The organism is Frankia sp. AgPm24 (assembly GCF_023243055.1).
In the GTDB taxonomy this organism is placed as follows: domain Bacteria; phylum Actinomycetota; class Actinomycetes; order Frankiales; family Frankiaceae; genus Frankia; species Frankia umida.
In genome coordinates this window covers 1-22681 of the sequence record NZ_JALKFW010000211.1, presented here as the reverse complement: position 1 = coordinate 22681, position 22681 = coordinate 1, and the positions used below count along the sequence as shown (strand labels likewise).

20 protein-coding genes are annotated in these 22681 nt (G+C 73.6%); 10 read left to right on the top strand and 10 right to left on the bottom strand.

The window, feature by feature from the left end; all coding sequences use genetic code 11:
• Window positions 1-51 precede the first annotated feature (51 nt).
• From MXD61_RS22710 to MXD61_RS22700, 3 genes are all read right to left on the bottom strand, one after another.
• On the bottom strand, window positions 52-1245 hold the full coding sequence (locus MXD61_RS22710; RefSeq protein ID WP_248815458.1) for an aminotransferase class V-fold PLP-dependent enzyme: 1194 nt from the start codon (window positions 1243-1245) through the stop codon (window positions 52-54).
• 64 nt (window positions 1246-1309) lie between these two features.
• Window positions 1310-2593, bottom strand: coding sequence for an L-2-hydroxyglutarate oxidase (gene lhgO / locus MXD61_RS22705; RefSeq protein ID WP_248815457.1), 1284 nt, complete (start codon window positions 2591-2593; stop codon window positions 1310-1312).
• 57 nt (window positions 2594-2650) lie between these two features.
• A complete protein-coding gene (locus tag MXD61_RS22700) occupies window positions 2651-4552 on the bottom strand; it encodes a glycoside hydrolase family 15 protein (RefSeq protein ID WP_163549316.1) in 1902 nt (633 codons plus the stop codon).
• Window positions 4553-4731: 179 nt separating this feature from the next.
• On the opposite strand from MXD61_RS22700, the gene MXD61_RS22695 reads away from it, so the two are divergent.
• On the top strand, window positions 4732-5130 hold the full coding sequence (locus tag MXD61_RS22695) for a hypothetical protein (protein WP_248815456.1): 399 nt from the start codon (window positions 4732-4734) through the stop codon (window positions 5128-5130).
• On the opposite strand, the gene MXD61_RS22690 is transcribed toward MXD61_RS22695, so the two are convergent.
• A complete protein-coding gene (locus tag MXD61_RS22690; protein ID WP_248815455.1) occupies window positions 5096-5629 on the bottom strand; it encodes a PGPGW domain-containing protein in 534 nt (177 codons plus the stop codon). The two genes, MXD61_RS22695 and MXD61_RS22690, sit on opposite strands and share 35 nt — an antisense overlap.
• Before the next feature lie 360 nt (window positions 5630-5989).
• Here MXD61_RS22690 and MXD61_RS22685 point away from each other — a divergent pair, with 360 nt between their 5' ends.
• From MXD61_RS22685 to fabI, 3 genes are all read left to right on the top strand, one after another.
• Window positions 5990-6475, top strand: a complete 486-nt coding sequence (locus MXD61_RS22685; protein WP_248815454.1) for a cation:proton antiporter regulatory subunit — start codon at window positions 5990-5992, stop codon at window positions 6473-6475.
• A 19-nt stretch (window positions 6476-6494) separates the two neighbouring features.
• The gene (locus tag MXD61_RS22680; RefSeq protein ID WP_248815453.1) at window positions 6495-7679 is read left to right on the top strand and encodes a cation:proton antiporter; all 1185 of its coding nucleotides are present in this window, start codon (window positions 6495-6497) and stop codon (window positions 7677-7679) included.
• Between the two features lie 91 nt (window positions 7680-7770).
• Complete coding sequence (gene fabI / locus MXD61_RS22675; RefSeq protein ID WP_163550110.1) at window positions 7771-8544, top strand: enoyl-ACP reductase FabI; 774 nt, start codon at window positions 7771-7773, stop codon at window positions 8542-8544.
• Between the two features lie 9 nt (window positions 8545-8553).
• Here the strand turns inward: fabI and MXD61_RS22670 are convergent, their stop codons facing one another.
• Window positions 8554-11475 carry a pyruvate dehydrogenase gene (locus MXD61_RS22670; RefSeq protein WP_248815452.1) on the bottom strand — a complete coding sequence of 974 codons (2922 nt, stop codon included), beginning with the start codon at window positions 11473-11475 and terminating at the stop codon, window positions 8554-8556.
• A 232-nt stretch (window positions 11476-11707) separates the two neighbouring features.
• Here MXD61_RS22670 and fabG point away from each other — a divergent pair, with 232 nt between their 5' ends.
• The 4 genes from fabG (at window position 11708) to MXD61_RS22650 (ending at window position 15204) form a co-directional block, all read left to right on the top strand.
• Window positions 11708-12424 (top strand): 3-oxoacyl-ACP reductase FabG, encoded by a 717-nt coding sequence (fabG, locus tag MXD61_RS22665; protein ID WP_163550112.1) that lies wholly within the window; start codon window positions 11708-11710, stop codon window positions 12422-12424.
• Window positions 12425-13098: 674 nt separating this feature from the next.
• Window positions 13099-13404 carry a hypothetical protein gene (locus MXD61_RS22660; protein WP_248815451.1) on the top strand — a complete coding sequence of 102 codons (306 nt, stop codon included), beginning with the start codon at window positions 13099-13101 and terminating at the stop codon, window positions 13402-13404.
• 62 nt (window positions 13405-13466) lie between these two features.
• Window positions 13467-14672 carry a ferrochelatase gene (locus MXD61_RS22655; RefSeq protein ID WP_251080448.1) on the top strand — a complete coding sequence of 402 codons (1206 nt, stop codon included), beginning with the start codon at window positions 13467-13469 and terminating at the stop codon, window positions 14670-14672.
• A 16-nt stretch (window positions 14673-14688) separates the two neighbouring features.
• On the top strand, window positions 14689-15204 hold the full coding sequence (locus MXD61_RS22650) for a DUF3090 domain-containing protein (protein WP_248815450.1): 516 nt from the start codon (window positions 14689-14691) through the stop codon (window positions 15202-15204).
• A 55-nt stretch (window positions 15205-15259) separates the two neighbouring features.
• Here the strand turns inward: MXD61_RS22650 and MXD61_RS22645 are convergent, their stop codons facing one another.
• From MXD61_RS22645 to MXD61_RS22630, 4 genes are all read right to left on the bottom strand, one after another.
• Window positions 15260-16054, bottom strand: a complete 795-nt coding sequence (locus MXD61_RS22645; protein ID WP_248815543.1) for a hypothetical protein — start codon at window positions 16052-16054, stop codon at window positions 15260-15262.
• A 29-nt stretch (window positions 16055-16083) separates the two neighbouring features.
• Window positions 16084-17088 carry an SGNH/GDSL hydrolase family protein gene (locus MXD61_RS22640; RefSeq protein ID WP_248815449.1) on the bottom strand — a complete coding sequence of 335 codons (1005 nt, stop codon included), beginning with the start codon at window positions 17086-17088 and terminating at the stop codon, window positions 16084-16086.
• A gap of 10 nt (window positions 17089-17098) precedes the next feature.
• Window positions 17099-18316 (bottom strand): glycosyltransferase, encoded by a 1218-nt coding sequence (locus MXD61_RS22635; RefSeq protein WP_248815448.1) that lies wholly within the window; start codon window positions 18314-18316, stop codon window positions 17099-17101.
• A gap of 152 nt (window positions 18317-18468) precedes the next feature.
• Entirely contained in the window at window positions 18469-19584 is a 1116-nt protein-coding gene (locus tag MXD61_RS22630) for a glycosyltransferase family 1 protein (RefSeq protein WP_248815447.1), read from the bottom strand.
• Between the two features lie 313 nt (window positions 19585-19897).
• Between MXD61_RS22630 and MXD61_RS22625 the strand changes: the two genes are divergently transcribed.
• Window positions 19898-20362, top strand: coding sequence for a DUF3099 domain-containing protein (locus MXD61_RS22625; protein ID WP_248815446.1), 465 nt, complete (start codon window positions 19898-19900; stop codon window positions 20360-20362).
• A gap of 117 nt (window positions 20363-20479) precedes the next feature.
• Window positions 20480-21316 carry an SAM-dependent chlorinase/fluorinase gene (locus MXD61_RS22620; RefSeq protein ID WP_248815542.1) on the top strand — a complete coding sequence of 279 codons (837 nt, stop codon included), beginning with the start codon at window positions 20480-20482 and terminating at the stop codon, window positions 21314-21316.
• Between the two features lie 119 nt (window positions 21317-21435).
• Here the strand turns inward: MXD61_RS22620 and pucL are convergent, their stop codons facing one another.
• Entirely contained in the window at window positions 21436-22338 is a 903-nt protein-coding gene (gene pucL, locus MXD61_RS22615) for a factor-independent urate hydroxylase (RefSeq protein ID WP_248815445.1), read from the bottom strand.
• Window positions 22339-22681 lie beyond the last annotated feature (343 nt).

Here is a 22681-nt window from a genome sequence, read left to right as displayed (position 1 = left end):
TGCGTAACGGGATCGAACCTCGGGCCGCCCCGCGGCGCGTTCGGCGGGAACTCAGGCGACGAGGGCGGCCAGGGCCTCGGCCAGACGCTCGAAGTCGCTCGCGGTGTTGTAGCTGTGGGCGCTGGCACGCAGCAGTGGGCCCCGCAGCTCACGCGCGCGGACCGTGGGAATGGCGCTGGTGAGCACGCCGTGTTCGCGCAACAGCCGGTCGCGCACGGCGAACGGGTCCAGGCCCGGCGGTGGCCGCAACGTGATGATGGCGCTGGCGGTGTCGGCCGGCTCACGGACCTGGAAGCCGCCGGCGCCGGCCAGAATCCGCCGACCCTGCGCGGCCAGCGCCGCCACCCGCGCGAACACCTGGTGCGGTCCGGCGTCGACGAGGTCGGCGAGCGCCGCCGCGAGGCCGATGTGGGCCGTCACCGACGCCTCGCCGACGCTGATCCGCGCGATGCCGGGCAGCGGACGTGGTGCCGTGTCGGCCACGCTCTCGGCGCTGTACAGGCTGGGCACGCCGATACCGAGCCGGTCGGCCAACCCCGGGCGCAGCGCGATGAAACCGGCTCCCCGCGGGCCGCGCAGCCATTTACGGGACGTCCCGACATACGCGTCGGCGCCGATGCCGGTGGTGTCGAGCTGACCGGCGGACTGGGCGACGTCGACGACGAGCCCCACCCCGGCCGCGGCGCACCGCCGGCCCAGCGCGGCGGCCGGCTGCACGATTCCCCGCTGGCTGGGTACCTGCGGGAAGACGACCAGGTCGAGATGCTCAAGCCCGCCACCACCACCACCGCCGTCACCGACGCCGCGCCCGCCCGCGGTGGCGGCGGGCAGGCCGTCACGGTCGAGGGCGTCGAGGTCGATGACGCCGTCCGCGTCCACCGGCAGGTCGTGCAGGGTGGCGCCGATCCGGGCGGCGAGCGAGGCCAGCAGCAGCTGGTTGGAGCCGTACTCGCTGGGCACCACCCCGATCCGCGCGCCGGCGCGCAACGGCCAGGCGTGCAGCAGCGTGGCGAACGCGCCGCTGGCACTGTGCCCGAACACCACATCCTCGGCCCGCGGGCCGGGACCGAGCAGGTCGGCGAGGGTCGCCCGGGCGGTCCGCAGGACGTCCCCGGCCGCGGCCTGCGCGGTGTACGCCCCCAGCCGGCCCTCCTCGGCCAGAAACGCCGTCTGCGCGGCGACGCTCGCCGGGCTCATCCGCGCCGCCCCGGCCGCATCCAGATGGACGACCTGTCCGCCGGTCACCGCGTGCCGCCGATCACCGCGTGCCGCCGATCACCGCGTGCCGCCGATCACCGCGTGCCGCCGGTCAGCTGGCGTGGTCCGGGACGACCTTGGCGACGATGTGTTCGGCGATCGCCAGGGAGGCGGTGGCACCGGGCGACGGGGCGTTGCGCACATGGACGACCCGGTCGGTGTGGGCGAGCACGAAGTCGTCGACGAGGCTGCCGTCGCGGGCGACCGCCTGGGCCCGCACCCCGGCCGGGCCGCGCACGACGTCGTCGCTGCGCAGATCGGGGACGTAGCGGCGGGCCTCGGCGACGAACGCCCGCTTGCTGACGGTGTGCAGGACCTCCTTCGCCCCGGTCTTCCAGTGGGTGCGGGCCATCTTGTGGAAGCCGGGCCAGCCCAGGGTGCGACGCAGGTCGGCGGCGTTGAGCGTGGCCACGGTGTAGCCCTCGCGGGCGGTGGCGAGCACCGCGTTCGGGCCGACGAGGACCTCACCGTCGATGCGCTTGGTCAGGTGGATGCCCAGGAACGGGTAGCGCGGGTCCGGCACCGGGTAGATCAGGCCGCGGACCAGGTCGCGGCGCTGCGGGCGCAGCAGCCAGTAGTCGCCGCGAAACGGGACGATCTGCGGCGACGGGTCCTCGCCGGTCAGCGTCGCGACCAGATCGGACTGCAGGCCCGCGCAGGTGACAAGCAGGTCGAACGGGCCGATCCGCTCGGTGGCCTGCGACACCCGTCCGCTGTCGTGCGCGGCGGTCGCCCGGGTGCCGTTGGGCCGGGACCGGGCCGAGGCCCGCACCGTGAGGGTCAGGTGCACGCCGTCGGGCCGCTCGTCGACGCCGACCACCTCGGCGCCGGTGCGCACCGCCCCGCCCGCGGCGACGATCTCGGTGCGCAGCGCCCGCGCGACCCCGACGTAGTCGACGATCGCGGTGGTGGGGGAGTGCAGGGCGGCGACGCCGCGGGCGTGCGGTTCGATCGCGCGCAGGCCGGCGGCGTCCAGCATCCGGGTGCCCGGCACACCGTTGGCCGCCGCGCGCCGCTCGATCTCGGCGAGCCGTTCGAGTTCGCCGTCGTCCACCGCGACGACGATCTTTCCGCACTCGGAGTAACGGACGTCGTGCGCCGCGCAGAACTCCCGCAGCAGACCGACACCACGCCGGCACAGCGTCGCCTTCAGCGAACCGGGGACGTAGTACAGCCCGGCGTGCACGACACCGCTGTTGCGCCCGGTCTGGTGGCGGGCGACATCCGGCTCCTTCTCGAACACGGTCACCGTGGCCTCGGGCTCGACCTGCCCGAGTCGCCGGGCGACCGCGAGCCCCAGAATGCCGCCACCGATCACCGCGATACGCCGCGTCACGCCTGTCCCCTCACCCTCACCTCACCCACACCCGACGCGCCGACGCTACCGTGACCGTCAGCCGAAGAAGTGGCCGGGCGGGTCGGCCCGGTCGGTGCGCGAACGCGGCACACCGCGCAGCGCGTCGGTGAGGGTGCGCGCGGTGTTGACCAGCGGCACATGGCTGAACGCCTGCGGGAAGTTGCCGGTCATCCGACCCAGCCGCGGGTCGTACTCCTCGGCGAGCAGACCCACGTCGTTGCGCAGCGACAGCAGCCGTTCGAACAGCTCCTGCGCCTCCTCCACACGGCCCGACAACGCGTAGTTGTCGGCGAGCCAGAACGTACAGGCGAGGAACGCGCCCTCGCCGGCGGGCAGACCGTCGACGGCACCGTCCTCGGCGGTCGGGTAGCGCAGCACGAACCCGTCCTCCATCAGTTCGCGTTCGATCGAGGCGACCGTGCCGACCACCCGCGGGTCGGTCGCCGGCAGGAAGCCGACCAGCGGCATGTAGAGCAGCGCCGCGTCCAGTTCCCGGGAGCCGTAGAACTGGGTGAACGTGCCGCGGTCGTGGTCGAAACCGCGGGCGCACACCTCGGTGTGGATCTCGTCGCGCAGCGCCGACCAGCGTTCGACCGGGCCGGGCAGCCCCGACTCGACGATGCCCCGCACCGCCCGGTCGGCGGCGACCCAGGCCATCACCTTGGAGTGCACGAAGTGCCGCCGCGGCCCGCGGACCTCCCAGATGCCCTCGTCGGTCTTGCGCCAGCCGGTCTCGAGGAAGTCCATCAGCTTGGTCTGCAACGGCCAGGAGTCGTCGCCGTGGGCGGGGGCGCCGCCGAGACCCGACAGCGGCGCACCGTCGACGCTGACCAGGCCGCTGACGCCGGGACGGCGTCCGGCGACGGCCACCCGGGCGACGTGCAGCGCGTCGAGGACCTCGCCGTAGACGTCGAGCTGGAACTGGTCGACGGCGGCGTTGCCGACCCGCACCGGCGAGGACTGCTCGTAGCCGGGCAGCCACGGCACCTCGTACTCGGGCAGTCGGCGCTCACCGGCGACGCCGTACATGATCTGCACCCGGGACGGGTCGCCGGCGACCGCGCGCAGCAGCCACTCCCGCCACGCGGTCGCCTCGCTGGTGAACCCGGCGTCGAGCAGGGCGAGCAGGGTGATCGTGGCGTCGCGCAGCCAGCAGTAGCGGTAGTCCCAGTTGCGCACCCCGCCGATGTGCTCGGGCAGCGAGGTGGTGACGGCGGCGACGATGCCACCGGTCGGCGCGTACGTCAGTGCCTTCAGCGTGATCAGCGAGCGGCGCACCGCGGGCTGCCACTGGCCGTCGTAGGTGCAGCCGGCCATCCAGTCCGACCACCACGCCTCGGTGAGGGTGATCATGCGGCGGACGTCCTGCGCCGGCGGGGTGGCCTGATGCGAGGGGGTCCAGGTCAGCGAGAACGGCACCGACTGACCGGCGGCCACGCCGAACTCGGCGTAGGTGGCCATGTCGTGCCCCTCCATCGGGGCGGTGGTGCGCAGCGTGATGGCGTCGGGCCCGGCGACCGCGGCGATCGTGTGCTCGTCCACCCGGCGTACCCACGGCACGATCGAGCCATAGTCGAAGCGGAACCGGGTCTCCGAGCGCATCCGCACCGAACCCTCGAGGCACTCCACCAGACGCAGCACGGTGTGGCTGCCGGCGTGCGGGAACATCGCGTCCACGATGCGCACCGTGCCGGACGCCGTCGTCAGGTCGGTCTCCAGCACCAGGGTGTCGCCCCGGTAGCGGCGGCTGACCCCCAGCACCGGTTCGACCGGCGCGATCTGCCAGTGCCCGTGGTCAGGGTCGCCCAGCAGCGCCGAGAAGCAGGCCGGCGAGTCGAACCGTGGCAGGCACAGCCAGTCGATCGAACCATTGCGCGACACCAGCGCGGCCGAATGGGTGTCGCCTATCAGCGCGTAGTCCTCGATCAGGGATGGCACGGCCGGTTCCTCGCTCATGTGGGCGCGATCGGTGGGGCATGATCGACGGTGTGGGTGGCTGCACAAAGGCGTTCACCATACGAAGAGCGCCGGGCGGCTACGTTGGGGGTCTGGATTTCAGCGTGGTCCGGTCGTCATCCGGACCACATTTCTTTCCCCCGCGTGACAGGAATCACATCGTGGCCGTATCGTCGCCGAGCGCCGTCGGGCGTGCCTGGCAGTACGTGTGGGACCCGCAGCGTCGCCTGGCCGCGGTGGGCGTGGCCCTCGCCGCCATCGGCCTGATCGCGTTCGGGGTGTACGCGTCGGTGAGTGGCCCGCCGCCGTTGCAGGAGGCGGTGGTGTACTTCGACACCGACGCGACGAAGGCGCAGAAGGACGCCGTGCGCGCCGCCTGCCCCACCGTCGGCAAGGCCCGCCAGGAGCCGCCGGACCGCAACAACCTCGCGACCAGCCGCGTCTACCCGCTGCGCTACAACGTCAGCGAGGCCACCACCGAGGACCGGGCCAGCCTCTACGCCTGCATCTACCGCCAGCCCGGTGTCAGGGGTGTGAACCAGGAGACCCAGGGGCAGTAGCCGCCCCACCGGCCCGCTCCTGATGCCCGTCCTGCTCCTGTTGCCCGGTGTGCTCGCGGCGTTCGAGGAGCTCGGCCGGTGTGGGCTGACCGTGTTCGCGGGCCTGGTGGGCCTGCCACAGGCTGACGACCATCGTGGCGAGCACGACCAGGCCGCTGAAGATGATGCTGCCGCCCGTCCACGGCCCGGACGCGGGCAGGCCGTCGTCGAGGGCCCACCAGAGGCCCGCGGCGACCATCCCGAGGCCGAACAGGATCGTGAACACCGAGTACAGCGGCCGCCCGGCGGCCTGATCGGCGAGGTCGGCGGCCTTGGTGCGTGCCTGCTCGAAGCGGCTGCGCGCCCACTCGTACTCCAGGCTGAGGATGAAGAACCCCAGCGCGACCACGAGGAACCCCGGCCCGGGCAGCACGAGCATCGCGATGCCCACGCCGAGCACGGCCACACCCAGCACGGTCACGGCGATCCGGCGCAGCAGCCGGGCACTTCCGGAAAACACCTCGGGTGACTCCCTGTCGGACGGCGGACCGGACGGCCCGTCCTGGACCTACCAACGCAGGACGGCCCGCAATCGTGGCACTGATCTCGTCGCACCGCACCGCGCTGACCTGGGCCGTCCGCACCGCTGTCGGGTCAGGGGGGCAGCCTCCGATGCCACATGGGGGACAGCGCCGGACGATCCGCGCGAACTATGTGCGTGCTCCGGTCGTTGGCTAGGGTCACAGCCGGGCTGGGGCCGTGCCCGACCGGGACGCCACACGCGCCCCGGTTCGGAACGCGACCGGTCGGGGCACAGCCGGGTCATCCAGTCACCAGAACTCCCACGGCGGAGTGGGCGAGAACGCGCGAGAGGGTTGCTGTGGACATTGAGGAGACGGCGTTGCCTGGTATCGGGCTGCGCCACGACTTCCAGACTCGGGGCGGCCGGCGGGTGGGTGTGGTCTCCCATCATCATCATGGCCGCCGCGACATCGTTCTCTACGACGCGCAGGACAGCGACGCCGTGGGCGAGTGCGTCACACTGACCGCGGAGGAAAGCGACATCCTGTCCGAGCTGCTCGGGGCTCCGCGCTTCGTCGAGAAACTGGCCGACATCAGCAAGGTGTTCGCCGGGCTGGTCGGCGAACAGATCACCATCACCCCGGGTTCGCCGTTCGCCGGCCGGCTGCTCGGTGACACCCAGGCCCGTACCCGCACCGGCGCGTCCATCGTCGCCGTGGTGCGTGACCACATCGTGCAGGCGTCACCGCGACCGGACTTCCAGTTCGAGGCCGGGGACATCGTCGTGGTCGTCGGGACGCCGGAGAACACCGCGTCCGTCGCGACGTTGCTCCGAACCGGTTGACGGCGGACGGCCGCCGCGAGTGCACGCGACAACCACGATCTTCATCGAGCTCGGGGCAGTTCTGTTCTCCCTGGGCGTCCTGGGACATCTGGCCATCCGGGTCGGCATCTCACCGATCCCCCTCTACCTGCTCGGCGGGCTCACCGTCGGGCATGGTGGGGTCATCTCGCTCGGGGCGAGCGAGGAGTTCATCCAGATCGGCGCCGAGATCGGCGTCGTGCTGCTGCTGCTCACCCTCGGACTCGAGTACACCGCCAGTGAGCTGATCTCCGGGCTGCGCCAGGCGGCTCCCGCCGGAGTGCTGGACCTGGTCCTCAACGCGCTGCCCGGCGTCGTCGCGGCGTTCATCCTGGGCTGGGGGCCGACCGCCGCGGTCGTGATGGGCGGCGTCACCGCGATCTCGTCGTCCGGGATCATCGCGAAGGTCCTCGGCGACCTGGGCCGACTCGGCAACCGGGAGACGCCGGTGGTCCTGTCGGTCCTGGTACTCGAGGACCTGGCGATGGCCGTCTACCTGCCGGTGCTCACCGCGCTGCTGGCCCATCAGACGTTCGCCCGCGGCTCGCTGACCGTCGCGATCGCGCTCGGCCTGCTGGTCGCCGTGCTGTACCTGGCGGTGCGCCACAGCGACAAGGTGACCCGGCTGGTCTTCGACCCGAAGGCCGACCGCAACGACGAGATCCTGCTGCTGCGAGTGCTCGGCCTGGCCCTGCTGGTCGCCGGACTGGCGCAGAGGATGCAGGTCTCCACCGCGGTGGGCGCGTTCCTGGTCGGTATCGCGCTGTCCGGCCCGATCGCCGAGGGCGCGGCGGAGGTGCTCAGCCCGCTGCGGGACCTGTTCGCGGCGGTGTTCTTCGTGTTCTTCGGGATGCAGACCGACCCCGAGTCGATCCCGTCGGCGCTGCTGGCCGGTTCGCTGCTGGCCGTCGCCGGCGTCACCACGAAGATGATCACAGGCTGGTGGGCGGCGCGACGCGCCGGGATCGCCACGATGGGCCGCTTCCGCGCCGGCGCGGCCCTGGTCGCCCGCGGTGAGTTCTCGATCGTCATCGCGGGCCTCGCCGTCGCCGCCGGCATCGAACCGAAACTGGGCCCGCTGGCCGCCTGCTATGTGCTGCTGATGGCGATCATCGGCCCGCTGGCCGCCCGGTTCGTCGAACCGGTCACCCGCGCCGCCCGCAAACGCCTGCTCGCGCGTACCTGAGCCGCCCTCGCCCGCCGCCCCTGGCCCCGGCGGCGACGCTCCGCGGCGGGGACCGCTCACCACCGCGGCGATGTTTGACAGGATGCGGCCCATGAGCGGTCTTCTCGAAGGTAAACGCATTCTCGTCACCGGCGTCCTCACCGAGGCGTCGATCGCCTTCAGCGTCGCCCGCATCGCCCAGGAACAGGGCGCCCGGGTGGTCCTCTCCGGCTTCGGTCGGGGCCTGTCCCTGACCCGACGCATCGCCCGCCGGCTGCCCACCGAGGCTCCCGTCGTCGAACTGGACGTCACCGACGAGGAGCAGCTCGGCAGCCTCGCCGAGCGGCTCCGTGAGCACGTCGACGGCCTGGACGGCGTGATGCACGCGATCGGTTTCGCCCCCGAGTCGGTCCTCGGCGGCAAACCGTTCGTCGAGGCGGCCTGGTCCGAGGTCGGCACCGCGTTGCAGGTGTCCACCTGGTCGTTGGCCTCGCTGACCCGCGCGACCCTGCCGCTGTTCGGCGAGCGGGCCTCCGTCGTCGGCCTCGACTTCGACGCCTCGGTCGCCTGGCCGTCCTACGACTGGATGGGCGTCGCCAAGGCGGGGCTGGCCTCCGCCGCCCGCTACCTGGCCCGCGACCTCGGGCCGCGTGGCGTGCGGGTCAACCTCGTCGCGGCCGGCCCGCTGCGCACCATGGCGGCCAAGTCCATCCCCGGTTTCAGCCAGTTCGAGGACGTCTGGGACGGCCGTGCCCCCCTCGGCTGGAGCGTCCACGACACCACCCCGGCCGCCCAGGCCTGCGTCGCCCTGCTCTCCGACTGGTTCCCGGCGACGACCGGCGAGATCGTCCACGTGGACGGGGGAGTCCACGCGGTCGGCGTCTGAGAGCGGACGTCAGCGCCCGCTGGTCTCGTCCAGGAGGTCCAGGGCTGCCCCGATGATCGTCTCCAGGGGGACGGGGGCGTCCCCGGGCCCCGGCGGTTCGGTACCCGGGGCCGGCGCGGCCGATCCGAGCGTGGCGATCGGATCGCCGTGCACACCGGCCAGGAAGGCCAGCGAGCGCGGATCGCCGTCGACGACGGTGACCAGCGGGGTGCGTCGCCGTGCCGGCAGGATCTCGCCCAGCAACGCGTCGGAGCCGTCCTGGAGTCCACGCCGGGCCTGCAGCGCGGCGAACACCGCGTTCGGCGAGGTGAGGCACACGACGCTCACCTCGCGGCGCAGGCCCGCGCACAGCCGGGCCGCCGCACCCAGCACCTCCGGCAGCACCGCCCCGACACCGACCAGGGTGAGCACCGCGTCCGGGCCTCCCTCGTAGAGCCGGTAGCCGCCGGCGAGAGCCAGGGCGCGGCGCTGGCGCAGGGCGACCGGGTCGCCCGGCAGCGCGGCCAGTCGCTGGTCGATCGGACGTGCGCTCAGCCGCAGCAGGCTGGACACCCCACCCGGTCGGCCCAGCTGACCCAGGCCCGCGAGCAGGCACCAGGCGAGATCCTGGGCGAACGCCGGCGTCCACACCGCCGCCACCCGCTCGGGCACCCCGTCGCCACCGCCGAAGGCCAACGCCCGGGACGCCGGGTCAAGACCGGTGTCGGCGACGGCGAGCATGCTGCGCGCGTCCCCGCTGCCGGCCGCGAGCCACCCCGGCAGTACCTGGCCCGCGGCCAGTTCGTCGGCGACCCCGATCGGCAGCAGCGGAAGTCCCTGCCGGCTCCACGCCACTCCCAGGGACGCCAGCACCCCGCCGAACGCCGGCGCCGACAGCCCGCCGGCCACATGCCGTCCGGCCGCGGCCAGCCAGCTGGCGAGGATCGGATCCGCGGCGCGGGTGCTGATGGTGACCACCGCCGTCGCGGCCTGCGGGGCGAGCGCGGGCAGATCGCGCAGCAGCTGGCCGAGGGCCTCCTGGGTGGAGCTCGCGCCGTCGGCACGCCGATCGGCGTGCCCCGGCACCGGTGCGGCCGGGTGGGGGGCGATCGGCGCGCGGTCCAGGTAGGTGCCGACATGACGGGCCAGCCGGCGCGCCCCCGGCGTCCACGGCACGGGCGCCAGCAGCGGCCCGGCCGCCGGCCGTCCCTCCTGGTTCCTCCCGCCCGCCACGGCTGCGGCCGGTTCGATGTCGGCGGCGTGGGCCGGGTGGTCGGGCCGGGCCTGGTCGCCGGGCCGGTCCAGCTCGGTGACCACATCGTCGGGGCGGTCCACATCGTCGGGACGGTCCAGGGACGGGGGACGGTCCAGGGACGGGGGACGGTCCAGGGACGCGGGGCGGTCGGGGTCGTCGAGGTCATCCGGGCTGGTGGGGGGTGCGTCGTCCGGGGTGAGCCGGTTGTCGGTGTAGGCGAACAGGACGGTGGGCCGGTCGCCGGCGACCTCGTCGAAGGCGTCGATGAGCAGCGGAATGTCGTGCCCACCGAGATCACGCAGGCAGGCGAGGATCTCCTCGTCGGGCAGCGTGTCGAGCAGTCGGCTGATGCCGACGCCCGCGGCGCCCGGGCCGGCCAGCCGGCGGCGCAGCTCCGCACCCCGGGTGTGCAGCAGCTCCTGATACTGCGCCGGGGTGAGCTGGTCGAGCCGAGCCATCAGCGCGGGACCGCCGGGCGCGCGGGAGAGCGCACCGAGCCGTCGACCATGCCGGACGGTGAGCACCTGCCAGCCGGCCGCCTCGAACATGCGCGCCGCCCGACCCGGCCCGCCGACGCCGCCGGCCTCCCGGGCCGCACCGGTCGCGCCGGGCTGCCAGCCGTCCGAGATTCCGGTGCCGGAGACCAGCACGACCCAGAACAGCTCGCCCAGATGCGCGACCCGCTCGTCGGTGATCGACTCCCAGACGGACGGGTCCCGCAGCTCGGTGAAATCGATCAGGCAGATCTGTCGTCCGCCGGGGGTGTGGTCGAACCGGCTGCCGGCGAAGCGGTGCGCCAGCGCCGCCCAGACCGTGCCGCTGGGTCCGACATTGCCGTTGCCGAGCCGGCGCAGCGGACGCCCCGGACCAGCGACCGCCGCTGTCTGCGTCTCCCACGGCAGCGCCCCCGTGGCCGTCGCTCCCATGGCCGTCGCCGACGGTCGGGTCGCCGTGGCGGCCGGCGGTGCCACGGCCAGCGCGTCCGGTGACGGTGGCTGCGTCTCGCCGAGTGCTTCGTGCACCGCCAGCAGCAGGGGCGCGGTGTGCGGGGTGACGCTCACCCGGTCCTCGGCGCGCAGCGCGTCGAACCACAGCACGGTGGCCACGCTGGACGCCGACGCCACCGCGGCCCGGTCCCGCCGGGCGTCTCCCGGTGAACGAAGCCCCGCCCGCACCCCGGCCTCGATGAGGGCGGCGGCCCGGCTGCGGAGTCGCCCGTCCAACGTGGCCAGGGCGGCCAGATCGAGGATGCCGTCCGGCGGACCGGGGACGGGCGCGGGCGGTGGCGGCTCGACCGGAGTGGAGGATCCGCCGCCGGGGTGGAGCGGGGAACCGTTGGCGGGCTGGGAGACGTCACGTGGGGTGAGTGCCGATGTCGCCATCTCGTCCTCGTTCTCACGGTCGGTCCCCGATCCCGGACCCCTGGGCTCCGGGTCGAGACTGGCAGGCCCCGGTTCCGGGCCGGCGGGTTCCGGTTCCGGGCCGGCGACCGCGGGGGCGGTGCTGGCCGGGTTCGGGGCGCGGCGGTCGGCTGCCGGGGTGGTGCTGGCGGGCCCGGTGGTGGAGTCGTCGGGTTCGCCCAGGGCGGCCTGGGCGGGCGGACCGTCGCCATCGGTGGCCAGGATCAGCTCCGGGTAGGCATGCGCCGACTCGAATCCTCGAGGTTCCGGTCTGCGAATGTTCGGCCTTCGTCCCACGGCGCAGCCCTCCCCATGTCCGGACGTGCGACGCGGGCCGGAGGTTGCCCGCCGGACTGGTCTCGCCGCTGGGTGTCCCGCCGGATGCGGACAGCCGCGTCCACCGTGCGGTGTTACGCACCATTTCAGCATCCGCAGTGGGATGCGGCGTCGCCGGCCGGCCCGCGCCGCGTCCCGGGTGCGAGCGTGGACGGTCCGGGCCAGGCCGCCCGGGCGGCTACTATCACCGGTCATGGTCGAAAACGAAGGTCGCGTCGCTCTGGTAACAGGTGGTAACCGCGGCATCGGTGCCGCCTGCGCCGCCGCGCTCGCCGCCGCCGGTGAACGGGTCGCCGTGGCCAGCCGCGGTGGCTCGGCCCCCGAGGGGATGCTCGGGGTCACCATGGACGTGGCCGATGCCGACAGCGTCGACAAGGCCTTCGGCAAGATCGAGGCCGAGCTCGGCCCGGTGGAGATCGTGGTCTCCAACGCCGGCATCGTGCGCGACACCCTGCTCGCCACGATGAGCGAGGACGCGTTCCACGACGTGATCGACACGAACCTGGTCGGCGCCTACCGGGTCGCCAAGCGAGCCACCCGCCCGATGATGCGGCTGCGTCGCGGGCGTCTGATCTTCATCTCGTCCGTCGTCGCGTCGATCGGTGGCCCGGGCCAGGCCAACTACGCGGCGTCCAAGGCCGGCCTCATCGGCTTCGCCCGCTCACTGGCCCGGGAGCTCGCCCCCCGCAACATCACCGCCAACGTCGTCGCTCCCGGCCCCATCCGCACCGACATGACCGACGCCCTCACCGAGGACCAGCGTGCAGCCCTGACCGCCGCGGTCCCCGGTAAGCGCATGGGCGACCCGCAGGACGTCGCCGCCCTGGTCGCCTTCCTCGCCTCCCCGGCCGCCGCCTACATCAACGGCGCTCTCATCCCGGTCGACGGCGGCCTCAGCATGGGCCACTGACCGCGTCCGGGTGATGCTGGCCGCTCGGGCCTCGGCAAGGTCGGGTCATGGCTACGCGGCCGTCCGTTATATGCCGATACAAGGTGATATAGGCGGCAGGGCGTGGGCGGCGGCCGCTTGGCGAGCGCTCCGACGCCTCCGGAGCGAGGTCGTGATCATGGCATGCCGAGGGTTGTTCAAGGACTGAGGCCTCCGTGGACCGAACATCCCTCGGCATGTGGCCGAGTAACCCTCGGCGTGTGGCCGCGGCCCGGGGCGGAGGGGCTGGATGGAGCGCGGGGCATCCATCAGGCCATTGACGACACTCTGTGTCCCAAGATGGTAGCGCTAGGTGTATCAGTGGGTCTGTGGTGGGGCTGCCCGCTCCCCGGGGTCCGGGGTGGGAGCGGGGCCCGGTGAGTGGGTGGGGTCCGGGGTGGAACGTGGGGCGGGTCTCGGTGTGGAGGGCGGAGCCTGGGGCAGGCCCGGGGGATGAGGCGTGGGGTTGGGACGCGGGGTGGCGTGGGGTGGGTCGCGTGGGGTGGGTCGCGAGGTGTGGCGGGCCCGCTGGTCGACGTGGTGGCGGGTGTGTGGCACCCGTCCGGGCCGTCGCGGGATCTGTGGACGGGTGCGTCGCGGCCCGGGCCGATATCGTGGGGGTGCAGGCCCGGCGCAGCCACGAGGAAGTGGGTCCGATGAGCGTGATTCGGGTGGAACCGCGCGGCGGCCGTGATTTCGACGTGACGGTCGCGGAGGAGACCCCGCCCGGGGTGAGCGGGTTGTCCTTCACCTATCGGGTGCGGGCTGATGACGCGGTGCTCGCCGCGACCGGTACCGCGGCCGATGATGAACCGGCCTTGTTGGCGTTGGTGCGGGTCTCGTTCGAGTATCTGCTCGCCCGCGAACCGGCGGGGTCGATTCTGCCGTCGTTCGAGCTGTCCGTGATAGGCCGGTACTTCCCCACCTACCTGGCCGACATCGCCGATCGCGCGCCGCGATGACCCCGCGGGTGAGCGAGGCCACCGCCGATCGCGGGAGCGCCGTCGGTGCTGGCTGTCCGGTGCTGGGCGCGGGGCGTCCGGGCGGGCGGGTGCCGGCCGGTGAGTTCGACGCGTTGCTGGTGGTCTCCTTCGGCGGGCCGGAGGGGCCGGCGGATGTGTGGCCGTTCCTGCGGAACGTGACGGCGGGGCGCAACGTCCCCGAGGCACGTCTGGCTGTCGTCGCCGAGCAGTATCGGATGTTCGGCGGCCGTAGTCCGCTCAACGACCAGAACCGGGCGCTCGTCGCGGCGCTGCGCGAGCAGTTGCCGGACCTGCCCGTCCACTGGGGAAACCGAAACTGGGCGCCGTACCTGACGGACACCGTCGCCGAACTGGCCGCGGCCGGGGTGCGGCGGGTCGCGTGTTTCGTGACGTCGGCGTTCCCGTCCTCTTCAGGATGTCGTCAGTACCGTGAGGATCTCGCCGGGGCGTTGGCGGCGCTGCCGGCGGATGTGCCGGTGCCGGAACTGGTGCCGTTGCGGCTGTTCTTCGACCATCCGGGATTCGTCGAGCCGATGGTCGACCACAGTGTGGCGGCGATCGCGCAGCTGCCGGAGCCGGCCCGGGCCGACGCGCCTTTGCTGTTCACCGCGCATTCGCTGCCGTTGTCGCAGGCTCGTGCCAGCGGCCCGCACGGCCATGCCTATCCGCGGCAGCTGCGCACGGTCGCCGAACTCGTCGTCGCGGGTGTCGAGCGGCGCACGGGTGTCCGCCATCCGTTCGAGATCGTCTACTGCAGCCGCAGCGGTCCGCCCTCGGTGCCCTGGCTCGAGCCGGACGTCGGTGATCGGCTGGTCGAGCTCGCCGGGCAGGGCGCCGCGGGGGCGGTGATGGTGCCACTCGGGTTCGTCAGTGATCACATGGAGGTCATTCACGACCTGGATGTGGTCGCCACCGGCCGGGCCCGTGACCATGGTCTGGCCGTGACCAGGGCGAGTACGGTGGGGACCGACCGACGGTTCGTGGCGATGGTGGGCGAACTGCTGGCCGAGCGGGCGGATCCGCGCGCCCCACAGCGTTCACTGAGCGCGTTCGGCCCCTGGCCGGATGTGTGCCCGCCTGGATGCTGCCAGCCCGCGTCGCGTACCCGACCGGGAGCGAGTGCGGGTGAACAGGTTGGCGGGCGGCCGGAACCGGCGATACTGATCGGTGACGATGCAACCAGTCCGGCGACGCCGGCCGACGACACACGGCCCCTGCGCACCGGACGAGGGCAGGGACAACGGTAACGGAGCGATCGGAGATATGCAGCGTTTCGTGTTCGAATCCCCGGAGCGGTTCGTGGTGGGAACGGTGGGGCAGCCCGGCGACCGCAACTTCTTCCTACAGGCCGCCGGCCGCGGCCAGATCGTCACGGTCGGCCTGGAGAAGACCGAGGTCACGGCGCTCGCCGAGGGGCTGAACACGCTGCTCGGCCAGGTCGGCCAGACCCAGGGCATCTCCCTGCCCGCCGCCGCGGACGTCGAGATCGACCTGGCCCCGTTGGACGCTCCGTTCCAGGAGGACTTCCACCTCGGCCAGCTCACCGTCTCCTGGGACGGTCAGCGTGTGTTCGTGGAGGCCGCCGGGCTGTCCGGCGGGGAGCCGCGGCTGCCCGACAACGAGGACGAACTCGACTCGCTTCGGGTGGGTCTGTCGATTCGTCAGGCCCGCGCCTTCATCGAACGGGCCCGCACGATCGTCGCCGCCGGCCGTCCGCCGTGTGTGCTCTGCGGCCGCCCCGACGACCCCGGTGGCCACTTCTGCCCCCGGCTGAACTGACGCTGCGAGCGTCGCCGCCGGGCTGTCACCGCGCGGCCCGAGCGGGCGTGGGCGCTCAGCGGGGACGTCGGGCGGGCGGGTAGGCGGGGTCGAACGCGTCGTAGGCCGCCTCATAGGCGCGGCGCACGGCGGCGGACAGCGAACGCAGCGCCGCCGTGCGGCGGGCGATCTCGCTGGCGGTGACGGCGGCGCCGTCGTCGCGGGCGGCGAGATCGAGCAGGGTGGAGAGCCGCTCCGCGCGGGCCAGCAGGGCGTGGGCGGCCGGCGGATGGCCGGGGCCCAGACCCGGGCCGGGTTCCTCCTCGCCGCGGTCACGCAACAGCGCGAGAACCTCCGGGCGGGCGCTGGCGATGTCCAGGGACAGCAACGCCGCCGTCGTCGAACGGATCGCGTCGGACAGTTCGTGTTCGGCGGCGCGCAGCCCCGCACCCGCCGGGGGGACCCGGGCGGCCCGCAGCACCCGCCAGTGCACCGACTCCAGCCGACCCTCCAGCGCCGGCCCGTGGACGACCACGCCGGGCACCAGTAGCAGCGGCGGGTTCGGCCCGAGGACGAGGATGGCCTCACCGGCGGTGATCGCGTCCCGGTTGACCTCGGGGGGGCCGGGCAGGCCGCTGGCGTCGCCCGGCGCGGGCAGGACGAGCCGGAGCCGCTCGGCACCGGCCGCGCGCAGCGCACCGAGGCCGAGCACCAGCGGCTCGTCGCCGAGGGTGTGCGGGGCCGCCTCACCACCGAACGCGCAGTGCACCTGGGTGATCACATCGTCCAGTCCGACCAGCCCAGCAAGCCACGCGTTACCCCAACCGGTGAGGACGCCGGACCGGGGCGAGGCTGACAGGGCGGGAAGCACACGCACTACGGTAGGCAATCGTGGGCCGCTCAGGCGCGCCGAGGGTGGCTGAGCGCCAGATTTTCGTGCCGGAGTGCCTCCCACGGCCCGATCAGCCCATTACCGGCCGGTTTCACCGATGGATGTCCGGGTGCCCCCGCGGCGTGCGGCGCGTCGTCCGATGGCCGTCGTCCGCCGGCCAGGCATCGCCCGAGCAGCCACGGCATCCCGACCTGCACCAGCCACAATCCGTGCCGCAGCGTGCCGGGAGCGGCCGGGGCCGCCTCCGGTGCTCCGGCGAGGCCGACGCCGAGGGGCGAACCGGCGCCGTGCGCGCGGGCGGATCGGCCCGTTTCACCGTGCCCCTCGATGCGGGGTACCCCGGCAGGCGGCCTCCCGACCGTGAACGGGCCCGCGGCCGGCGACGCGGTGGCCTGGCTGAGCCGGTGGGTGAAGGCCTCGGCGATGAGCTGATGTCCGTGGGGGCCGGGGTGGACCCGGTCGACGTCGAAGGTGGACCGCCGGCGCACCGCCGGATGATGGCCGAGGTCGACGACGAGCACCCCGGGATCGTGACGGGCGGTGGCCCACACCGCGGCGTTGAGCCGCCCGACCCGTTCGGTGAGCAGCCGGGCCAGGGGCGCGGGCAGGCGCAGCAGCCGCCCCGGGTCGGGCATCGTCGCCGTCAGCACGGTGGCACCCTCGGCGCGCAGCCGGCTGACCGTCCAGACCAGGTCCTGGCGTAGCCGCAGGGCGTCGAACGAGGGCTTGAGCACGTCGTTCATGCCGGCGACGACGGTCGCCAACTGCGGTGCGCACTCGAGCGCGGCCGGTAGCTGGCGCAGCCGCACGTCCCGGGCGGTGGCACCGGTGGTGGCCAGGTTGGCGTAGTCGATCGTGCCCGGCGGGCCGAGCAGGTCGACGAACCGGGCGGCGAAACCACGTGGTGGCGCGGTCCCGCGATGCTCGCGGCCCATGGTCACCCCGTCCCCGAGGCCGACGGTGATGCTGTCACCCAGCGCGACGAACCGTGCCGCGGCCACCCTGACGTCCACCGCTGGGCCCTCAGGCTGCCAGCGGCGGTGCGGGTGGCGCGGGCGTCGGGGGTGGCGGTGCGGCACCGGCACCGGCAGCGGCACCGGCACCGGCAGCGGTGGCGTGGGGGGTGCCGGCGTGGCAGGCGAGGAAACCGGCGATCGTCGCGGCCCAGGTGAACTGCTCGGCGCGGGCACGGGCGGCATTGCGGCGGGCCGGCGGGGCGGGGGCGGCGAGCAGGTCGCGGACGGCGTCGGCGAAGGTGAAGCCGCTGCCGGCGGCGACCAGACCGACGCCGGGGGCCACCAGTTCGGCGACGGCACTGGCATGGTGCGCCACGATCGGTGTGCCGCTGGCCAGCGCCTCGAGGGCGGCCAGACCGAAGGTCTCCACCGGTCCGGGGGCCAGCGCCACGTCGGCGCTGGCCAGCAGGCCGGCCAGGCGGGAACGGTCGGCCACGAAACCGAGGAACGTCACGGGCAGGCCCGCGGCGTGGCGTTCGAGGCGGGCGCGGGCCGATCCGTCGCCGGCGATCACCAGCCGCACCGGAACCCGCCGACGGACCAGTTCGGCGACCGCGTCCAGGGCGAGATCGACCCGCTTCTCCGGCGAGAGCCGGCTCGCGACCACCAGCAGCGCCTCCTGGTCGCGGGCGAACGCGCGGCGCAGCGTCCGATCGCAACGGTCCGGGTGGAAGGCGTCCAGTTCGACGCCGAGCGGGATGTGGCGCAGGTTCGGCGCGTGGATGCGGACGAACTCGGCGGCCGCCCACGCCGTCGTCGTCACCACCGCGTCGAAGTGCGCGGCCAGCGCGGTGTTCGCCCGGTCCGCCGCCGCGGTGGTCGGCAGCATGCCGCGCAGCGAGCGGGGAGTCCAGGTGCCGAGCAGCCGGTCGAGCCGCTCGTGGCTGACCACCAGCGAGCGCACCCCGTTGCGCCGCGCCCACCGGCCGAGCCCGGCCAGCGTCGCCCGGTCGTGCACCTCCAGCCGGTCGGGTGCCTCGGCCTCCAGCAGCGCCGCCACCCGCCAGGGCTGACTGATCACCCGGTAGCCGGTCGAGCCCAGCCGGGGCGCCCGCACGCGCACCACCCGCGCGTGCGCGAGCTCCTCGACGCTGTCCCGCTCGCCGGGCAGGATCTGGATGACCTCATGCCCGGCGGCGGTGTAACCCGCCGCGAGCTGACGCAGAGTCGTCCGGATACCGCCGGATGCCGGTGCGACGAAGTTCGCCGCCTGCACTATCCGCACGCCGACCACCTCTTTCTCCTCGCACGCCCGGCCCGATCCGGACGGGTCCCGTCCATCCGCTGCGGCCCACGTGCTCCGTCGTCCGCGCCGAGGAACCGTCCGGGTTCCCGACCCGGCCGCCCCTGGCCCGTCCACTCGTCGGCGTCGCCCGTTCAGCCCAGGACGTCGCGGTAGTGACCGAGCAGCTCGTCCCCGATCGCGCCCCACCCGCAGCCGGCCACCGACTCCTGGGCGGCCCGCGCCATCACCGCGCGCCGCGCGGGATCACCCGCGAGCAGTGCCACCTGGCCGCGCAGCGCCGCCGGGTCCCCCGGGGTGTAGTGCAGACCGGTGCGGCCGTGCTCGACGACGTCCAACAGGCCGCCGGCCGCGGGCGCGACCACCGGCACACCGGACGCCTTGGCCTCCTGCGCCGCCTGGCAGAACGTCTCGTGCATGCCCGTGTGGACGAACACGTCCAGGCTCGCCACCGCCGCCGAGAGCGCGTTCCCGCTGCGAAATCCCAGAAACGCCGCGTGCGGCAGCTGCCGCTCCAGGGCCGGGCGGGACGGCCCCTCGCCGACGACCACCAGCCGGGTACCGGGCAGATCGGCGACCGAGGCGAGCAGGTCCACCCGCTTCTCCCGGGCGAGCCGGCCGACATAGCCGATGAGCAGCTCCCCGTTCGGCGCGAGCTCCGCGCGCAGCCGCTCGTCGCGGTGCCCCGGGTCGAACCGCTCCAGATCCACCCCTCGACTCCACCGGGCCACCCGCTGCACCCCCTGACGCAGCAGCGCGTCCACCGCGTCCCAGGACGGCGCCAGGGTGCGCGCCGCGTGCCGGTGCACCGTGGCGAGCCAGTGCCAGATCGTGCGTTCGGCGGCACGCAGCCCGTAGCGGGCGGCGAACGCCGCGATATCGGTCTGGTAGACGGCGACACTGGGCACCCCGAGCCGACGCGCGGCGAGCACCGCCTGCGCGCCCAGCCCCGCGGGCGCCGCGACGTGGACGACGTCCGGTTCGAACTCGCGCAGCGCCGCCGGCATCGCCGGCCACGGCAGCGCGAACCGGAACGCCGGGTAGCCCGGCAACGGTGCCGACGGTGCCCACACCACCGGCGCGTCCGCGTGCGACCGGGCCGCGGTGCGCCGCCTCGCCGGCGCTGGAGCCGGTGCGATCACCATCGCCTCATGCCCGTGGTCACGCAGATGTTCCAGGACTCGGCACACCGTGTTCGTCACCCCGTCGACGTGCGGGAGAAACGACTCGGTGATCACGGCTACGCGCACACGAGCACCGTGACAGTGCCTGACGCTGTTCCGCGGACGCACAGCCGACCGCCACATGAACGTTCCGGCACAGCTTGGTGCCCCCCGCCGATGGGCGTGGCGTGTTCCACCTGGGCATGGTTCTCCTGTGCGGGCGACAGAGAGGATATTGGGACGGGACGTGACCGCCGGGTCCGAGCTCGGGTTGCATCAGGGCGTCCCGTCGGGTGCTGTCACAGCGGTGCCAGCTGCGCCGGTGGTGCAAGCTGCGCGGTGGTGACAGCGGAGCCGACGGCGGCGACGGCGGGCGGGGAGAAGGCGGCGAGGTGCGCGGGTGAGGTTCAGGCAGGAGCGGTCGGTGCTCATCACGTCCGCCGGGCAGTCACGACAGTGGGAGATCCACCGTCGTGAGCTGCGGTATCTGGCGTCGATGGGCTTTCGGGTGGTGTGCTTCCTGCTCGCCGTGCTGGTGTTCCACGGCTGGCCGCGTTACCTGCTGGTCGGAGTCGCCGTGATCCTGCCCTGGGTCGCGGTGGTGGTCGCCAACGGCGGCCCGGCGCCCGAACGTGGCACGCCGGTGACCTACGATCCGGTGCGGGCGGCGCAGGAGGCCCCGGCGGCGATCGAGGCGTCCGCCCATCAGGTCGTCGACAGCGACGGCTGGGTGGACGAGGCCGGCTGGGTCCATACCGGCCCGTCCACCGGCGGCACCCAGGCCACGGGCCAGGCCGAGGACGGTTCCCGGGCCGCCGGGCCGGATACGACGGGCGACGCGGGAGTCCACCAGGGCACGGTGTGAGCGAGGGCACGGTGTGAGCGAGGGCACGGTGTGAGCGACGACGCCAGTCCCGACAGGGACCCTGGCGGCGCCGGGGGCGCCGCCGGTGGGCTTGTCAGTTTCACCACCGACTACGGGCTGGCCGACGGATTCGTGGCCGCCTGCCACGGTGTGATCCTTCGGGCGGTCCCGACGGCGAGGATCCTCGACATCACCCATCTCGTGCCGGCCGGGGACGTGCGGCGGGCCGCGACCGTGCTGGCGCAGACGGTGCCGGCACTGCCACCGGCGGCGGTGCATCTCGCCGTCGTCGACCCCGGGGTGGGCACGGCGCGCCGGGCACTGGCGCTGCGGGCGGCGCACGGGTGGCTCGTCGGGCCGGACAACGGGCTGCTGATCGCGGCGGCCGACCGGCTCGGGGGAATCGTCGCGGCGGTGGTGCTGCCGGTGGCGCCCGACGTTCCCGCGACCTTCCATGGCCGGGACGTCTTCGCGCCGGCCGCCGCCGCGCTGCTGGGCGGGCGCGCCCTGCCCGACCTCGGTGAACCATGTGACCCCGCCATCCTGGTGCGCCTCCCGCCCGCGTACGCGCGGCTGGGGCCGGCGGGTGGGCTCGACGCGGAGGTCGTGCTGGTCGACGGGTTCGGCAACGTCCAGCTCGCCGCCGAGGGCGGCTGCCTCGCCGAGGCGGGTCTCGTTCCCGGCACCCGTGCGCTGCTGCGGCGGCTGCCGGCCGGACGTACCCCGCGGACCGGCCCCGCGCCGTCCACCTCCGGTCAGCGCCTGTCCGAGGCTGGACGCCTGGTCGCGGTGGGGACGACCTTCGGGTCCGTCCCGTCGGGTGAGGTGCTGGTGTACGTGGATGCCGCCGCGATGGTGGCGATCGCCGTCCGGGACGGCGACGCGGCCAGCCGGCTGGCACTGGTGCCCGGCGACCGCCTCGCGCTGCGTCCGCTGGACCCCCCGGACCTTTAGGTCGTCTCTCGCGATCCGCGAGAAGCCGTCGAGGGCCACCCAGGACCCCCTGGGCCTCGCCGGCGTCGCACGGCGTCGCATGGATCTGGCGTGGGTTCCCAGCTGTCGACGACGCCGCGTCACGGTGCGGACGTGGTGTCCGGCCGGGCCTGCGGCCGGTCGGAGACGGTGGGGGCGTCGTCGCGCAGGACGGTGGCCTCGATCAGACCGTACGGACGGTCCGGCACCTGATAGACGATGTCCGGGTTGTCCAGACCAAACGGGGACAGGTCCACCAGGAAATGGTGCTTGTTCGGCATCGAGATGCGAATCTCGGCCACCTGCTCGACGGCGGTGAGGGCCGCCTCGCCCATCCGGTGAAGGGTCTGCTGCAGGGCGAGACTGTGCACCTGGGCGAAGGTGGTCACCAACGCGTCGCGGACCCGGCCGAAAAGCGGCCCGAAGTCCAGATCGGTCGTCACATAACGCCACTGGGCGGTTACCTCGGTGGCCAGAACGCGGTCTGTTGTCTCGGCGAGTGTGGTGTACCGGTCACGCGGAAATCCGTGGAACTCCGAACCGGTGGACTTCAGCATGACCAGCCCGGCGAGTCCGGAAACGACGCTGACCGACGGTCCGTCGACGGTGACCACCGTGGTCCGCCGCTCGCCGCCCGGCTGGCTGAATGCGTGGTCGTGCGGGGAGCCGTCCACGACAATGCGTTCCCAGGCGAACTGCTCGATCTCGACGCGCGCCCCGTGGATCCAGGGGAAGGAACCGACGAAATGCCGCCCCAGGCGTAGGGCGAAATCCTCGATCTGCCCTGTCCCGTACTCCCGGGCGAACGCGTACACCGTGTTCTTCTGAGCGTCGGTCGTGAGGATGTGGGAATTGTCGCCGAGCAGGTGCGCATCGTCAAAATCGCCACGGAGGGCGGTCGAGACGTTCAGGTCGGTGATGTGGTGCACCGTACGGGAACGGTCGATCCGTACGAGGCGTACCTCCGCCTTACCGAACTGGTTCGGTCCGAGCACGATCGCCATCTGGTCTCCCTCATCTCGCCCCGGTCACACGGCGCCGTACCCCGGCCCGTCCACCGAGCGTGCCGCCGGCCCTCATCCCTGGCGCGACCGGGGCCGTCCCGACCGCCGCCCCGCGTCGTCGTTGCCGCACTGTTTCCGCCGAGTCATCCGCCTTCGGTCGGCGGTCCTGGACGGGCAGCCCCCGGCCGGACTACCTCGGACGGGCCCGTCCGGCCGGTCCGGCCAGAAGGGCCCGGGGCGGCCGTCCCCCATCTCCGCATCACCCCGCCGCCGCGGCCCGGCGGGCCCCCGGCCCCCCACCGCCGGGGGCGGCGGGGCGGGCCCCGCGGGGGGGGTGGGCCGC

Coding starts and splice junctions, on each gene's coding strand:
- fabI (WP_163550110.1), top strand. CDS start 7,771: ATGAGCGGTCTTCTCGAAGGTAAACGCATTCTCGTCACCGGCGTCCTC.
- fabG (WP_163550112.1), top strand. CDS start 11,708: ATGGTCGAAAACGAAGGTCGCGTCGCTCTGGTAACAGGTGGTAACCGC.
- MXD61_RS22660 (WP_248815451.1), top strand. CDS start 13,099: ATGAGCGTGATTCGGGTGGAACCGCGCGGCGGCCGTGATTTCGACGTG.
- MXD61_RS22650 (WP_248815450.1), top strand. CDS start 14,689: ATGCAGCGTTTCGTGTTCGAATCCCCGGAGCGGTTCGTGGTGGGAACG.
- pucL (WP_248815445.1), bottom strand. CDS start 22,338: ATGGCGATCGTGCTCGGACCGAACCAGTTCGGTAAGGCGGAGGTACGC.